This is a genomic window from Thermomonas fusca DSM 15424, from assembly GCF_000423885.1.
Taxonomy (GTDB): Bacteria; Pseudomonadota; Gammaproteobacteria; order Xanthomonadales; family Xanthomonadaceae; genus Thermomonas; species Thermomonas fusca.
The window spans coordinates 74818-90296 of the sequence record NZ_AUIV01000020.1 but is presented as its reverse complement, the minus strand read 5'-3'; the positions used below and the strand labels follow the sequence as shown (position 1 = coordinate 90296).

Genomic DNA, 15479 nt, shown 5'->3' with positions numbered 1-15479 from the left:
GGATGATCCCTTGGCAAAGAACGTCGCCGCTTCTCGCAAAAAATCGCGTTCCTTCTTCACCCGCGCCAGTTCGCGCTTGAGTTGCACAAGTTCCTCATCCCGAGGCGTCCCGGTGCCGCTGAAGGCCACCTTGCCCTGGCTCTGGGCTTCCCGCTTCCAACGGGTCAGCAAGTTGTCCCGGACCCCGAGCTCCCGGGCCACCTGGGCACAGCTCACCCCAGGCTGACTAGCCTGCTCAACCGCACCGCGCTTGAACTCCGCACTGAACTTCCTTCGCTTCGACATGAACACTCCTCATGGCCCTGCATCGGCCTTCTCGTAAGTGTCCGTGAAAACGGGGGTGAACCCACCCGAAGTTCCCCCACCTGAGCAGGCGACGGGGTGAAGACTAGCTCTGGACCATCAAAGTCCACGGATACGGCGCCTGAGCGACCACCTTCCTCCTCAATTAGCTAGCACACTGCCAGCAAGAGAAGCTAGCCATAGCTTCACACTACACGTGAACCAATGATCCATGAATGAGTCGATGATGCCCCAGGCCAGACGCGAACCAGCACGAGCGCGAGGCCGAGGAATTTCGTGCCGCTTCGGCTTTTGCCGTCGGCGCGAGCAGCGTTCGTGGTCTAGAGCGCCTTCATCCTAGCGCCTTAAGTACCTAACATATGCTCTCTACGCCCTTGGCGCGACGTGCCGCGATTTATCACTAACTTTTGGCACGCGCTGATCTGGGACATGAGCTAGTTATCACTAACAATATGTGACGGCTTGTCCGTAAGTCATTGATTCTTGGCGCCCCCAATTATCACTAACTTTTGGCATACCACAGCTGTTTTTTCATCTCGCCCGGGGTGGACGATGGCATCGAAGTATAGCCGGCGCCAGCGAGCCGACGCCGCGCCGCGGGGTCGGAAAACCACCCTACCGCTTATACTTCGGCATTCCCCGCCGATCCTGCCCATGACCGCTCCCGACCTCGCGCATGCCGCGCCCGACCTTACGGCGATCCAGGCCCTGGCCGCGCCCGACATGACCGCGGTGGACGCGCTGATCCGCCGCCGGCTGGCCTCGGACGTGGTGCTGGTCAACCAGATCGCCGAGTACATCGTCGGCGCCGGCGGCAAGCGGCTGCGGCCGATGCTGCTGCTGCTGGCGGCCGGCGCGCTGGGCCATCGCAGCGCCGATGCCCACCAGCTGGCCGCGGTGGTGGAATTCATCCACACCTCCACCCTGCTGCATGACGACGTGGTCGACGAATCCGACCTGCGCCGCGGCCGCAGCACCGCCAATGCGGTCTGGGGCAACGCCGCCTCGGTGTTGGTCGGCGATTTCCTGTATTCGCGCAGCTTCCAGCTGATGGTGGAGCTGGAGCGGATGGACGTGCAGAAGATCCTTGCCGACACCACCAACATGATCGCCGAGGGCGAGGTGCTGCAGCTGCTGCACGTGCGCAACCCGGACACCGACGAAGCCGCCTATCTGCGCGTGATCGAGCGCAAGACCGCGATCCTGTTCGCCGCCGCCACCCGCCTGGGCGCGCTGCTGGCCGGCGCCGACGCAGCCAGCCAGCAGGCGCTGCACGATTACGGGCTGGCGCTGGGCTACGCCTTCCAGATCGCCGACGACGTGCTGGACTACGCCTCCGACGCCGCCACCCTGGGCAAGAACCTTGGCGACGACCTGGCCGAAGGCAAGATGACCCTGCCGCTGATCCACGCGATGGCGCACAGCGACGACAACGTGCGCGCCGAGCTGCGGCGGATCGTCGAGCACGGCGACCTGGACGGGCTGGCCACGGTGCAGGCGGCGATTGCCCGCTGCGGCAGCCTGGACTACAGCCGCGCGCGGGCAATGGAATACGCCGATGCCGCCGACGCCGCGCTGGCGGCGCTGCCGGGCAATGCCCATATCGATGCGCTGCGCGGGCTGGCTCGTTATTCGGTCAACCGCGACCACTGACCCGGCCCGCGGCAGCGAGCACGCCGGCTCACTGCTGCCCTACAGCGCGAACCGCTCGCGGAAGAAGTCCGCCATCATCCGGTAGGCGCGCCTGGCCGCGCGCTCGTCGTAGCGGCAGTTGCTGGCGGGATCGCTGCCGGCCGACGGCTCGGCGAAGCAGTGCACCGCGCCGCTGAAATCGACGAACTGCCAGTCCGCGCCGGCGCCGTCCATCTCCTGCTCGAAGGCGACGATGTCGCTGTCGGGAACCGCTTTGTCGTCGGCGCCATTCAGCACCAGCAACGGCGTCTTCACCGCCGCGGCGGTCGCCGATTTCGCGCCGGGCGCCAGCCCGCCGTGCAGGCTGACCACACCGGCCAGCTCGGCGCCGCTGCGCGCAAGCTCCAGCACGGTGGACCCGCCGAAGCAGAAGCCGAACGCGCCGATCTTTTCCGCATCCAGCGGCGCACTGCCGGCCTGCGCTTTCAGCGTGGCCACCGCGGCATCGATGCGCGCTCGCAGCGCGGCGCGATTGTCGCCGCGCAGGCCGCCGGCCAGCTTGCCGGCCTCGCCCGCGTTGGCGGGCTGACGGCCCTTGCCGTACACATCCGCCACCAGCACCACGTAGTCGGCCCCGGCCACCGCCTTGGCGCGCGCCACCGCATCGTCGGTGACGCCCATCCAGTTCGGCACCATCACCAGCCCGGGCCGCTTCGCCGTCGACGCATCGTCATAGACCACGTAGCCGCTGAAACGGTCCTTGCCCACCGTCCATTCGACCGGCTTGGCCTGCATGGCCGCGAACGCGGGCAAGGCGGCAAACGAAAGCGCGAGGGCGAGCAGCGAACGACGCATGGCAGGGCTCCCGATGGATGACCGGCCTACGCTACCCGAATCCGGCTCAACCACCGTGAAATTTTTGCCTCCGTTGGGGCTCGATCTGCGCGGCACACGCCAACGCCCGCCGCCGCGGACATGTCCGAGGCTCAGGCGATGCCCATGCCCTGGATGCCGGAAATCGCGTCCGGATCGAAGCCGGCCAGCCGCGCGAAGTGGTGGCCGCGTTCGACGTAATTGCGGTATGGCCCGAAGCTGGGCGCACCGGGCGAGAGCAGCACCACGCCGCCGTCGGGCAGGGCCGCACGCGCCTTTTCCATCGCATCGGCCAGATCGCACGCGGCTTCCAGCACGAAACCGGCCTGCGCAGCGACCAGCATCAACAGCGCGTGGATGCGCGGCCCGTTCTGGCCCATGGTGATGACGGCGCGCGGCGCACGCACGCGCATCGCGTCGCTGAACTCGTCCCACGGCAGGCCGCGGTCGTGGCCGCCGACCAGCACCGCGACGTCGCGCCCGGCATACAGGTCGAGCGCCGCCTGCGTAGCCATCGGGGTGGTGCTGATGGAATCGTTGACGTAGAGATAGCCGTCCTTCTCGCCCAGCGGCTGCAGCCGGTTGGGCAGCGGCTGGAAGCTGGCGGCGCGCGCGGCCAGTGCCGCCGCGTCGAGTCCGAACGCTTCCAGCGCGGTCAGCACCGCACACAGGTTGCTGCGGTTGTGCCGACCGGGCAGCGGCAGTGCGGCGGTGTCCATCACGAAGGCATCGCCGCGATACAGCGCGTCCTCGCGCAGATGCCAGCCGCGCCCGTCGCCATACCAACGGATTTCGCTGTCCGGCAGCTGCAGCTTGGCCAGCAGTGGATCGTCGGCGTTGAGCACGGCGATGCGCGGCTTTGCCGTCGTCACCAGCGCCAGCTTGTCGGCGATGTAGCGCGCCTCGCTGCCGTGCCAGTCCAGATGCTCGGGGTGCAGGTTGGTGACGATGGCGATGCGCGGGCGTGCGCCGGAAGCGGCAACGTCGCGGGTCTGGTAGCTGGACAGCTCGATGGCCCAGGCGTCGGCATGGCCGCCCAGCAATTCCAGCAGCGGCACGCCGATGTTGCCGGCCAGCGCCGTGCGCAATCCCGCTGCACGCAGCAGGTGCGCCAGCAGCGAGGACGTGGTGCTCTTGCCCTTGGTGCCGGTCACGCAGATGGCATTGGCCACTTCGCCCGCGGCATCGGCGCGCTCGGCGAACCACAGCGCGGTGCCGCCGATGAAGCGGGTGCCCTGCTGCGCGGCATACACGGCTTCGGGCTTGTACGGGCTGATGCCGGGCGACTTCACCACCACGTCGAATGCGGCGAGGCGCTCGCCGGTGGCGGCGTGCTCGATGGACAGCAGCGGATCGCCCAACACCGCCACTTCCGCTGCCTCGGCTTCGCTGCAGAACAGCGTGATGGCTTGCTGCGGCAGGCGCGCGCGTAACGCCGCACGGGCAGCGCGACCTTCATGGCCCCAGCCCCACAGCGCCACGCTACGGCCCGCGAGGTCAGCGATGCGCAGCCGCTCAGGCAGCGAAACGGACACGCAGGCGCTCCCACAGCGCGGCGGGAATGCGGTGCTCGTCGTCGAGCGCCAGCAGGGGCTCGATGGCCAGCGCTTCGGCATCCAGCTGCGGCAGGATCTGCCGCGCGAAGCGCTGGATCACCGCGTCCTCGCGCCAGTCCGGACGCTGCGCCAGCAGCGCCATCGCCGCGCGCGATTCGCGGCCTTCGCCCACGCATTCGAACGGCTTGTGGTCGCCGTATTCCAGCAGCGCATCGAAGCCCGGAATCTGCGCCGGATCGTCCAGCAGGTTGCGGCCGACGATGCCGACCAGGCGCAGCTTGGGCAGGAACGGCGCCAGCGCCAGGAACACGAAATGGCACTTCGGGCAGACCCCGCACCAGCGGCTGGTGGGCCGCTCGCCAAGGATGTGGAAGTTGCGGTTGCAGCTGGAGAAATGCGCGTCGTAGCGGTCGGTCCTGGCGAACTGCCGCGCGACCGCCAGCTCGCTGAGCGGGCGCAGCAGGGAGTAGTAGTGCAGGTCGGCGGCCACGTGCGACTGCAGGTAGTCGCCGAACGCAGACTCGAACGCCCAGCCCTTCGACCACTGGTGGTTGACCTCGCCGGTGCCCGGGATCTGCGAGCCGTAGCTGGCCGACCGTTCGTTGGAGAACACCACCTGGTCCACGCCCAGCAGCACCGCGGCGAAGGCCATGATCGCCGAGTTCACCGCGGTCACCGGGATATGGCCGTTCCACGCGCCCTGGCGGTTGTAGTCGAACAGCTGCGGCGCCAGCTGGCGGCCGATGTTGAACGTCGGCAGGCCGGTGTGGGCGGCACAGGCGGCGATCAGCTGCGAACCGCCGATCCACGTCACCGTCTGTGCGACGCCCTCGGCGCGCAGCGCCTCGATGCTGACCAGCGAATCCTTGCCGCCGCCGATGGCGACCAGCGCGTGCGCGCGCAAGCCGAGTGCTGGCACGGGCTGCGACGGTGCAGCGTCAGCCCGAAAGCGGATCTTCCCGCGCAGGTCCAGCCCGTTGCGATAGGCGAATTCGCCCAGCCCGTTGCGGTAGACGGTTTCCAGCAGCGCCGCGGTGTCGGCGTCGATGGCGTAGCCGTCGATGCGGATCTCGCCCGCCACCGCCGCCTTGTAGTAGCTCACCCCGGCGACCAGGTGCAGCAGCCGCAGCGCGCGCTGCGCGGCCTCGGTGCGGGCCGCGTCCAGCACGAATGGCGCGCCGGGCACGGTGACGGTTTCGGTCAGCTCGGGGCCGTCGTCGAAGGCGTACACCAGCCGCGCCACCCCGGTCTGCGCGTCGAAGGCGCAGCGGACGAAGCGGAAGGTGCGGATGGCGTCGCGGTTGAAAATCCAGTCGGTCATGGTTGCTCGTTGATTCGCTGTGCGGCTCAAGCCGCATCCGGAAGGACGGCTTCCGCCGGCAGCGCCCGCAGATTGTAGGCGCTGGCCATGCTGAAACCGTAGGCGCCGGCGTCGGCGATCAGCATCACGTCGTCCGGCGCGGTGGCGGCGGGCAGCTTGACCCGGTGGCCGAACACGTCGCTGGACTCGCAGATCGGCCCGACCACGTCGAAATCGCGCAGCGCGCCATCGTCCAGCCGCGACAGGTTGTGGATGTCGTGCCAGGCGTCGTACAGCGCCGGGCGGATCAGCGCGTTCATGCCGGCGTCCAGCCCGACCCGCAGCACCTCGTCCTTTTCCACCACCTGGGTGGCGCGCGCCAGCAGCACGCCGGCCTCGGCGACGAGGAAGCGGCCGGGCTCGATCGCCAGCTGGAAGGCCGGATGCACCGCCTTGATTTCGGCAAGCCCTGCCGCCCAGGTATCGAGGTCGAACGGCTCGTCGTCGTCGGTGTAGGGAATCGGCAGGCCGCCGCCGATGTCCAGCACTTCCACGCTGCCAATGCGGCGGGCGAAGCCGGCCAGCTCGTCCACCACCTCCTGCCAATGCCCGATGGTTTCGATGCCGCTGCCCAGGTGCGCGTGCAGGCCGGTGATGCGCACGTCCAGCGCGCGCGCGGCATCGACGAATTCGTCCACCCGCTGCGCCGACAGCCCGAACTTGGCTTCCTTTCCGCCGGTGTTGACCTTCTCGTGGTGGCCGTCGCCGTGGCCGAGGTCGATCCGCAGCCACAGCGCGCGGCCGCGGAACACTTCCGGCCAGCGCTGCAGCAGTTCGACGTTGTCCACCGTCACCGTGACGCCATGCGCAAGCGCCGCTTGGTATTCGCTGATCGGGGCGAAGCTGGGGGTGAACAGCACGCGCTGGGGATCGAGGCCGGGCAGCGCTTCGAACACGCGCCCGATCTCGCCCAGCGACACGCATTCCAGGCCGAAGCCCTCGTCCGCCAGAGTGCGCAGGATGTCCGGGTGCGGGTTGGCCTTGATCGCGAAATAGCGCCGGTCCACCGCCGCGATCGCCTTCAGCTGCTCGGCGCGCGCGCGCACCGTGGGCAGGTGGTAGGCGTAGCGCGGCGTACCCGCCTGGGCCAGCCGCAGCAGGGCCTCGCGCTCGGCCGGGGCCTGCCACCACGGCGCCGGCCGCGGCCGGAACGTTCCCTCGATCTCGCGCCAGCGCGGGCCGAACACGGCCTCTTCGTGCACCGGCATCGCGCCGGAATCGATCAGCGCTTCGTGCAGCTTGGGCAGCATGCCGTCGGCGGCGGCCTCGTCGACCACGAAGGTCAGGTTGAGGTCGTTGGACGACTGCGAGATCAGGTGCACGTTCTCGCGCCCGAACATCGCCCACACGTCCTGCAGCTTGTGCAGCAGCGAGCGCATGCCGCGGCCGACCAGGGTGATGGCCGCGCAGGGCGCGATCACCTTGACCCGGCAGACCTGCGCCAGGTCCGCCGACAGCCGCGCCAGCACGTCGGTGGAGATCAGGTTCTCCGACGGGTCCAGCGACACCGTGACGTTGGTTTCGGCCGAACCGATCAGGTCCACCGACAGCCCATGCTGCTTGAACAGCGCGAACACGTCGGCCAGGAAGCCGACCTGCTGCCACATGCCGATGCCTTCCATCGACACCAGCACGATGCCGTTGCGGCGGCTGATCGCCTTCACCCCCGGCACCGGCGCGGCGGCGTCATCGATACTGGTGCCGGGCAGGTGCGGGCGCTCGGTGTCGAGGATTGCCATCGGCACGCCGGCGTTGCGGCACGGCCGCAGCGAGCGCGGATGCAGCACCTTGGCGCCGGTGGTGGCGATTTCCTGTGCCTCGTAATAGTCCAGTCGCGTGAGCAGGCGCGCGTCCGGTACCTCGCGCGGGTTGGCGCTGAACATGCCGGGCACGTCGGTCCAGATCTCCACCCGGCGGGCGCCGAGCAGCGCGCCGAAATAGGCGGCCGAGGTATCCGAACCACCGCGCCCGAGGATCGCGGTGCCGCCGTCCTGGTGGCGGGAGATGAAGCCCTGGGTGATCAGCAGCCGCGTGGGCTGGGAGGCGAAGTGCACGCGCCAGTCTTCGCTGCCCTGCCAGCGGCAGTTCACCGACAGCCGCTGCGACCATGCGCTCTGGTTGGGCTGCGGCGGCAGCGCATCGAGCCAGTCGCGCGCATCCATCCAGCCGATGTCCAGCCCTTTCGAACGCAGGTAGGCCGCACCGATGGTGGACGAGAGCAACTCGCCCTGCCCCAGCACCTCGGCCTGCCAGTCCAGGGTGCGCGCGGGCGCGCGCGGATCGGCCAGCAAGGCGTGCAGCGCGGCCAGCCGTTCACCCAGCACCGCGCCTGCATCGAGGTCCAGACCGGCGACGAACTCGCGGTGGCGCGCGTCGAGTTTGGCGATGCGTTCCGCGCTGTCCGCGGCGCCATCGGCAATCGCGGTCAGTTCGTTGGTGACGCCGGACAGCGCCGACACCACCACCAGCACCCGCGCATCGTTGTCACGGGCGCGGCCCGCCGCCAGTTTCCCGATGTTATCCCAGCGCGTGCGTTTCGAAACCGAGGTGCCCCCGAACTTGAGGACAAGCCAGCGATCGTCGGACGCGGAGGAAGAAGGGGACATGGGTCCAGGTCGGGAAATGGGGAAAGATGCCGCACGCGCGGGCCTGCGGCATTCTAGCGGCCTCTTCCGCCACATTGACGCATCGCAACATGGCACGTCGTTATATGCAGCTGGACGTTTTCGCCGCCCGTCCCGGCCAGGGCAATCCACTGGGCGTGGTGCTGGACGCGCAGGACCTCGACACCGCGTCGATGCAGGCGCTGGCCGCATGGCTGAACCTGTCGGAGACGGTGTTCTTCCTGCCGCCGGATGCCGGTGCCGACTACCGCATCCGCATCTTCACCCCCGGCAGCGAACTGCCGTTCGCCGGCCACCCCAGCGTGGGCGCGGCGTGGGCGGCGGCGCAGCTGGGCTTGGCGCAGCCACGCGCGGGCGCGCTGGTGCAGCAGTGCGGCGCCGGGCTGCTCCCGGTGCGGATCGAAGCGGAAGGCGCGCGCCTGCTGCCGTCCGTGCGCAGTCCGCGTGCGCGCGAGCTGGCGCGTCACGAAGGACCACTGCCGGCCGGGCTGGAGGCGCTGGCCGCTCCGGGCATCGCCGCCGCGCTGTGGGACAACGGCCCGCGCTGGTGGCTGGTGGAGGCCGCATCGGCCGCCCGGTTGCGCAGCCTGCGCCCGGACTTCGCCGGGATCGCCGCATGGAGCAACGCCACCGCGTCCACTGGCGTGGCGGTGTTTGCCTTCGAGGACGGCGCCGACCACCAGCTGGCGGTGCGCGCGTTCTGCCCCGGCGATGCCGTGAACGTGCCGGAAGATCCGGTCACCGGCAGCGCCAATGCCGCGATCGCCGCCTGCCTGCACCGGCAGGGCCGGTTGCCGGGCGATGGCCACAGCTACGTCGCCAGCCAGGGCCGCGAACTCGGCCGCGATGGCCGGGTGGCGGTGCGCGTGGATGCCGAGGGCGATGTCTGGATCGGCGGCCGGGTGCAGCAGGTGATCGCCGGCACGCTGGACTGGTAACCTGCGCGGCCCCTCAGGCACCCCACCGCCATGCCGCGTCGCTACGTGCAACTCGATGTGTTCGCTTCCCATCCCGGCGACGGCAACCCACTGGCCGTGGTGCTGGAGGCGCAGGGACTGGACGACGCCACCATGCAGGCGATCGCGCGCTGGACGCGACTGCCGGAAACCACGTTCGTGTTCCCGCCCACCACGCCGGAAGCGACCCACGCCATCCGCATGTTCAGCCCGCGCCGCGAGGTGCCATTCGCCGGCCATCCCAGCGTCGGTACCGCGTATGCGCTGCTGGATGCGGGGCTGGTGACGCCGCGCGACGGACTGCTGGTGCAGCAAGGCATCGCCGGAAACCTGCCGCTGCGCGTGCATGGCGAGGGCGCCGCACGCACGGTGGCGGTGCGCACGCCGCGCGCCCGCGTGCAGGAAATCGCCGCGGCCGACGACACCCGTCTGGCCGCCGCGCTGGCCGGCCTGCAGCTCGGCGCGCTGCCGCCGGTGCTGATGGACGGCGGTCGCCGCTGGTGGCTGGTGGAACTGGCCAGCGAAGCGCACCTGCGCAGCGCCGAACCCGACTGGGATGCCATCGCCGCGCTGGCCGAGGCCAGCGACAGCATGGGCCTGTTTGTCTATGCACGCAGCACGGATCCGGTCTACTACTACGCCGTGCGCGCCTTCGTCGGCGCACCGGCGCGCTTCGAGGACGCCGCCTCCGGCGCCGCCAACGCAACCCTTGCGGCATGGCTGGCCGAACGCAATGCCCTGCCCGGCGGCAACGGCTTCTACCGTGTCAGCCAGGGTCGGGAAGTTGGCCATGACGCCATCATCGAACTCACCGTCGATGCCGACGGCGAAGTCTGGTCCGGTGGCCGCGCGGCGACGGTGGTGACGGGCGTGCTGGAGTGGCCGGAAGCCTGATCTTCCGACCGGTGGCCGCTGCGGCGCGGCGGTCGTCCTGCCGGGGCGTGTGAGATTTTCCGCGCTGGCGCGAATCATGGAATCGAGAGGCGCGAAGGCCGCGCCGGGGTTTCCATGACTACACTCACCTCCATTGCCGCCATGACCACGCCCGACGCCCGCGCCGCCTTCGGCACGCTGTTGCAGCAGCACGCCGGGATCGTGTTCAAGATCGCCGGCAGCTATGCGCGCGGCGCCGAAGACCGCGCCGACCTCGCGCAGGAAATCGCCGCGCAGCTCTGGCACGCCTGGCCGAAATACGACCCGGCACGCAGCTTCAGCACGTGGATGTACCGGATCGCACTGAACGTGGCGATCGGCCATCTGCGCCAGCAGGAACTGCGCCGGCGGCACGACGCCGTGCCGCTGGACGATGCCCTGCACGACGTGGCGGATGCGAATGCCCCAGACCCGGAACAGGCACAGCACCTGCGCCTGCTGCAGGGTTTCATCGCCCGCCAGCCGCCGCTGGACCGCGCCCTGCTGCTGCTCTACCTCGACGACCGCCCGCAGCGCGAGATCGCCGAGATCCTCGGCATCAGCGAAAGCAATGTCTCCACCAAGATCGGGCGGCTGAAACAGCGCATCCGCGACGCTTTCTGAGCAACGACCATGCACACGACGATGGACACCACGATGGAACTCGACGACTTCAAAACCGCCTGGCAGGCGCTGGACGCACGGCTGGCCCGCCATGACCGCCTGCAGCTGGAACTGCTGCGCGAACACCGGCTGCACCAGGCCCGCCGCAACCTGCGCCCGCTGCATATCGGCCTGTTGTTCCAGGCGCTGCTCGGCATCGGGCTGGTGGTGCTGGGCGTGGCCTGCTGGAAGCGCAACCTGGATGTCCCCGGCCTGCTGGCGGCGGGCATCGCCCTTCATGCGTTCGGCGTCCTCAACATCGCCTTTGCCGGCATCCTCACCGGGCTGGCCGCGGGCATCGACCTGGCCGCGCCGGTGCTGGCCATCCAGAAGCGCCTGCGCCTGCTGCTGCGGCTGCAGACGCTGAACTCCAACCTGTGCGGCGCACCGTGGTGGATCATGTGGGTGGTGGTGGTGATCGGCTTCGCCGGCCTGTCGCCGACGCCCCCCGCCACGACGACGCCAGCATGGATCTGGATCAGCCTCGGCCTTGGTGTGGTCGGCACGCTGGCGACCTGGGCGTGGGCCGCGCGCGCGGCGGGCAAGCCCGACAGCCTGCATGCCCGCATCGACGACGGCACCGGCGGCATCCGCCGCAGCCTGCACCTGCTCGACGACCTCGAGAATTTCGAGCGCGACTGAGTCCGCACTGACGCAACATCGTCCGAAAAAGAAACCGGCCGCAATCGCGGCCGGTTTCGTTCGTCATCCACGCGGCAACCGCCGCGGCGGCCCCGGAATCAGGGCGCCTTGACCGGCACCAGCCGCAGGTCCTGGAAGTCGAAGCTGAAGTCGGTCAGCGGCGAGATCGGCTCCATCCGCAGCTCGCGGATGCCGCCGTCCGAATCCAGCGCGAAGTTGACGAAGGCATCGGCGTTCAGGCCGCGGTCGCGCCAGCGCACGATGAAGCTGTCGTGCTGCCAGTGCTCGATGTCGCCCAGCAGCTCCGCGGTCTTGCTGAACTGCATCTCCAGTCCCTTCGCCCCCTGCCGGATCACGACGTCGCCGTACCACGGGTCGCGGTAGGTGCCGGCGTATTTCGCCAGCGGCAGCGAGGACTTGCTGGCAGCGTCGCGCGCTGCGACGTGCTTCTGCCAGTCCTCGTCGGCGTTGCCCTGCGCCCTGGCGAACGCGGCGGCATAACCCTTGAGCCAGTCATTGCCGGACCTGCCCAGCATCAAGTCCATCGCTTCGTAGGTGATCGCGTTGAAGGCCACGCCCACGTCCGCACTGGTCAGCACCACCACGCCGATCTTCTCGTTCGGCAGCAGGGTCAGGCGCGAGACCTGGCCCGGCCAGCCGCCGGTGTGCCAGACCAGCTTGTGGCCGGCGTAGTCGGATACCTGCCAGCCCTGCGCGTAGCCCATCGCGTTCGGGGTGGCCGCGGCCAGCTCGGGGATGGACGGCTTGCCGACCGGGATCGGTGTCAGCACCGACCACATCTCGCGCTGACGCTGCTCGGAGAACAGCCGCCTGGCCTTGTCGCCTTCGCCGGAAATCACGCCGCCGGCCAGCTGCACGTTCATCCACTTGGCGATGTCGTGCACGCTGGAATAGATGCCGCCGGCGCCTGAGACATTGCGCCAGCTGGTCACGCCGACCGGGCGCAGGTCCTTGAAGTCGAACTTGGCGTTACCCACCGCCACGTTGTCGCCGGGCTTGAGGCCGTCGCTGTTGAAGCGCGTCTCCTTCATGCCCAGCGGGTCGAAGATGCGGGTTTCCAGGAACTTCTGGAACGACATGCCGGATGCGGCTTCCACCACCAGCCCGGCGACGCCGAACAGGATGTTGTCGTAGGCGTACTGCTCGCGGAAACCGCCGGTCAGCGGCACGTCCTTCAGCCGTTCCGCCACCTCGCGCGTGGTGTAGGTGGTGGTCGGCCAGTACAGCAGATCGCCCGCACCCAGGCTGAGGCCGCTGCGGTGCGCCAGCAGGTCGCGGATGCGCATCTCGCGGGTCACGTAGGCATCGCTCATGCGGAACCACGGCAGGTGGTCGATGACCCGGTCGGTGGTCTTCAGCTTGCCCTCGTCCTGCAGCATGTTCAGCGCCGCCGCGGTGAACGCCTTGGTGTTGGAGGCGATGGCGAACATGGTGTGTTCATCCACCTTGGCCGGCTTGCCCAGCTCGCGCACGCCGTAGCCGCGCGCCAGTACCACCTGGCCGTCCCTGACGATGGCCACCGCCACGCCGGGCACGTCGAACTGCTTCTGCACCGCCTCGACATAGGCGTCGAAGCGCGCCAGCCGCGCCGCGTCCGGCAGCGGCGCCGCCAGCGGCGCGCGGGTGTCGTCGATCAGGAACGGCCGCGATACGGTCCGCTCGGCCTGCTGCGCCGATACCGGCGCGGCGGTGACAAGGGTCAAGGCCAGAGCAACGGCCAGCGGAGCAATGCGCATGACGGGGCTTCCCAGGGGATTGAAGCTGCGGAGTATGCCGGCCCGAAGGGCGCGGCGCGATGCGCCATCGGTCATGCGCGCTATGCTGCGGCGATGGACATGTTCGATGACGGCATCGCTGCGATCGACGGCATCCGGGTCGGCATCGGCGGCTGGACCTTCGCGCCGTGGCGGGCCAATTTCTACCCGCAGGGGCTGGTGCAGCGGCGCGAGCTGGAGTACGCCAGCCGCCAGCTCAGCTGCATCGAGATCAACGGCACCTACTACGGCACCCAGAAGCCCGCGACCTATGCGAAGTGGCGCGATGAAACGCCGCCTGGCTTCATGTTCTCCGCCAAGGCACCGAAGCGGATCATGCAGGCGCGCGCGTTGGAGAAGACCGGGCCGCAGATCGAGGATTTCGTCGCCGGCATCGCCGAACTTGGCGCCAAGCTGGGCCCGCTGGTGTGGCAGTTCGATGCCGGCACCCGGCTGGAGCGCGACAGCTTCGAAGCCTTCTGCGGGCTGCTGCCGCAAGCAGCCGGCGGCCGCCCGCTGCGGCATGTGATCGACATGCGCGACGCCGGCTCCCTCGACGCCGGCTTCATCGCGCTGATGCGCCGGCACGGCTTCGCCACCGTGTTCACCGATTCGCCGGACCACCCGTCGTTCGCCGACATCACCGCCGACTTCGTTTATGCGCGGCTGATGCGCTCGCGCAGCGGCATCGCCACGGGCTACCCGGCCGATGAACTGGCGGCATGGGCACGGCGTGCGCGCGAATGGGCCGCGGGCGGCGAACCGGCCGACCTGCCGCGGCTTTCCGTTGACCCCCCGCCTTCCGCGAACCTGCGCGAGGTCTTCATCCTGTTCATCAGCGCCGCCAAGGAGCGCAACCCGGCGGCCGCGATGGCGATGATCGGACGGATTGGCGGCCGGCGCGGATAAACGCAGGCGGCCGCCGCCCGCGATAATGGGCGAATGAGAAACCCCGACACCACCCGCGCGCTCTGGCAGATCCACTTCTGCGTGCTGCTGTGGGGCTTCACCGCCATCCTCGGAAAACTCATCACGCTGCCGGCGCTGCCACTGGTGTGGTGGCGGATGCTGATCGTGGTGGTGGCACTGGCGCTGCTGCCCAAGGTCTGGCGCGGACTGCGCGCGATGCCGGCGCGCAGCCGCTGGGCCTATGCCGGGATCGGCGCACTGGTGGCGCTGCACTGGCTGACCTTCTACGGCGCGATCAAGCTGGCCAACGCCTCGGTGGCCGCCACCTGTATCGCATTCGCCACCCCGATGACCGCGCTGATCGAACCACTGCTCACCCGGCAGAAGTTCCAGCCGCGCGACCTGCTGCTGGGGTTGGCCTCACTGCCGGGCATCTGGCTGGTGGTGGGCGGCGTGCCCGCCGGCATGCATGCCGGGATCGTGGCCGGCGTGGCCTCGGCCGCGCTGGTGGCGCTGTTCGGCACCCTCAACAAGCGCATGGTCGACGGCGGCGATCCGCTCACCGTCACCGCGCTTGAACTGGGCGCCGGCACCCTGATGCTGACCCTGCTGGCGCCGTTGATGCCGCTGCTGGTGCCCGCCTTCGCCGGCCCGCTGCTGGTGCTGCCCTCCACCACCGATGCGCTGTGGCTGGTGCTGCTGGCGCTGGCCTGCACGCTGCTGCCATTCGCACTTTGCCTGGTGGCGCTGCGCCACCTGTCGGCGTTCACCGCGCAGCTGTCGGTGAACCTGGAGCCGGTCTACGCCATCGTGCTGGCGGCGGTGCTGTTCAATGAACAGCAGGAGCTGTCGCCGCGCTTCTACCTCGGCGTCGCCATCATCCTCGGCGTGGTGTTCGCGCAGGGCCTGCTGGCCGGCCGTCGCCAGCCGGCACATGTCGAACAGGTCGGCGTGAGCGAATCCCACCACCTCGCCGACTGACACCGCATCCCACCGCATCGCCACGGAGCTCCTCCCATGCAGGCAACCCAGGCCATCGATTTCGAACTGGACCGCGACTACATCGAGCTGAACCAGCTGCTGAAGCTCGCCGGCCTGTGCGATTCCGGCGGCGCCGGCAAGCAGCTGGTGGCCAGCGGCGCGGTGCGGGTGGACGGCCTGCCGGAACAGCGCAAGACCGCCAAGATCCGCGCCGGCCAGACCGTGCAGCTGGGCGACGTGCTGATCCACCTGCGCGACATCAGCTGACCCCGCAAACACGAACACGCCGGGCA

The 15479-nt window shown here is 69.3% G+C and carries 13 protein-coding genes and 1 pseudogene; 8 read left to right on the top strand and 6 right to left on the bottom strand.

Going from position 1 to position 15479, the window contains the following annotated elements; translation table 11 throughout:
• Positions 1-285: pseudogene (locus G582_RS0109450) on the bottom strand (transposase); the annotation flags it as partial.
• 672 nt (positions 286-957) lie between these two features.
• On the opposite strand from G582_RS0109450, the gene G582_RS0109445 reads away from it, so the two are divergent.
• Positions 958-1956, top strand: a complete 999-nt coding sequence (locus tag G582_RS0109445; protein ID WP_028839638.1) for a polyprenyl synthetase family protein — start codon at positions 958-960, stop codon at positions 1954-1956.
• A gap of 39 nt (positions 1957-1995) precedes the next feature.
• Here G582_RS0109445 and G582_RS0109440 read toward each other — a convergent pair whose 3' ends face one another.
• The 4 genes from G582_RS0109440 to G582_RS0109425 form a co-directional block, all read right to left on the bottom strand.
• Positions 1996-2790 (bottom strand): dienelactone hydrolase family protein, encoded by a 795-nt coding sequence (locus tag G582_RS0109440; protein WP_028839637.1) that lies wholly within the window; start codon positions 2788-2790, stop codon positions 1996-1998.
• A gap of 131 nt (positions 2791-2921) precedes the next feature.
• Positions 2922-4319: a UDP-N-acetylmuramoyl-L-alanine--D-glutamate ligase gene (gene murD / locus G582_RS0109435; protein ID WP_028839636.1), complete on the bottom strand. Its 1398-nt coding sequence runs from the start codon at positions 4317-4319 to the stop codon at positions 2922-2924.
• 4 nt (positions 4320-4323) lie between these two features.
• Positions 4324-5685 (bottom strand): UDP-N-acetyl-alpha-D-muramoyl-L-alanyl-L-glutamate epimerase, encoded by a 1362-nt coding sequence (murL, locus tag G582_RS0109430; RefSeq protein ID WP_028839635.1) that lies wholly within the window; start codon positions 5683-5685, stop codon positions 4324-4326.
• Positions 5686-5711: 26 nt separating this feature from the next.
• Positions 5712-8330 (bottom strand): bifunctional aspartate kinase/diaminopimelate decarboxylase, encoded by a 2619-nt coding sequence (locus tag G582_RS0109425; protein WP_038053604.1) that lies wholly within the window; start codon positions 8328-8330, stop codon positions 5712-5714.
• An 89-nt stretch (positions 8331-8419) separates the two neighbouring features.
• Between G582_RS0109425 and G582_RS0109420 the strand changes: the two genes are divergently transcribed.
• The 4 genes from G582_RS0109420 to G582_RS0109405 all read left to right on the top strand — a co-directional run bounded on the left by G582_RS0109420 (position 8420) and on the right by G582_RS0109405 (position 11521).
• Positions 8420-9286 (top strand): PhzF family phenazine biosynthesis protein, encoded by an 867-nt coding sequence (locus G582_RS0109420; RefSeq protein ID WP_028839633.1) that lies wholly within the window; start codon positions 8420-8422, stop codon positions 9284-9286.
• A 30-nt stretch (positions 9287-9316) separates the two neighbouring features.
• On the top strand, positions 9317-10198 hold the full coding sequence (locus G582_RS0109415; RefSeq protein ID WP_028839632.1) for a PhzF family phenazine biosynthesis protein: 882 nt from the start codon (positions 9317-9319) through the stop codon (positions 10196-10198).
• Between the two features lie 114 nt (positions 10199-10312).
• Positions 10313-10840, top strand: a complete 528-nt coding sequence (locus G582_RS0109410) for an RNA polymerase sigma factor (RefSeq protein WP_083961127.1) — start codon at positions 10313-10315, stop codon at positions 10838-10840.
• A 9-nt stretch (positions 10841-10849) separates the two neighbouring features.
• Positions 10850-11521 (top strand): hypothetical protein, encoded by a 672-nt coding sequence (locus G582_RS0109405; protein ID WP_156880395.1) that lies wholly within the window; start codon positions 10850-10852, stop codon positions 11519-11521.
• 98 nt (positions 11522-11619) lie between these two features.
• Here the strand turns inward: G582_RS0109405 and G582_RS0109400 are convergent, their stop codons facing one another.
• Entirely contained in the window at positions 11620-13278 is a 1659-nt protein-coding gene (locus G582_RS0109400) for a serine hydrolase (protein WP_038053602.1), read from the bottom strand.
• Between the two features lie 93 nt (positions 13279-13371).
• Here G582_RS0109400 and G582_RS0109395 point away from each other — a divergent pair, with 93 nt between their 5' ends.
• Genes G582_RS0109395 through G582_RS0109385 form a run of 3 tightly spaced genes read left to right on the top strand, consistent with a single transcriptional unit; the run spans position 13372 to position 15453 of the window.
• Positions 13372-14205, top strand: a complete 834-nt coding sequence (locus G582_RS0109395) for a DUF72 domain-containing protein (protein ID WP_028839628.1) — start codon at positions 13372-13374, stop codon at positions 14203-14205.
• Positions 14206-14238: 33 nt separating this feature from the next.
• Positions 14239-15186: a DMT family transporter gene (locus G582_RS0109390; protein WP_028839627.1), complete on the top strand. Its 948-nt coding sequence runs from the start codon at positions 14239-14241 to the stop codon at positions 15184-15186.
• Positions 15187-15222: 36 nt separating this feature from the next.
• A complete protein-coding gene (locus G582_RS0109385; RefSeq protein WP_028839626.1) occupies positions 15223-15453 on the top strand; it encodes an RNA-binding S4 domain-containing protein in 231 nt (76 codons plus the stop codon).
• Positions 15454-15479: the final 26 nt, after the last annotated feature.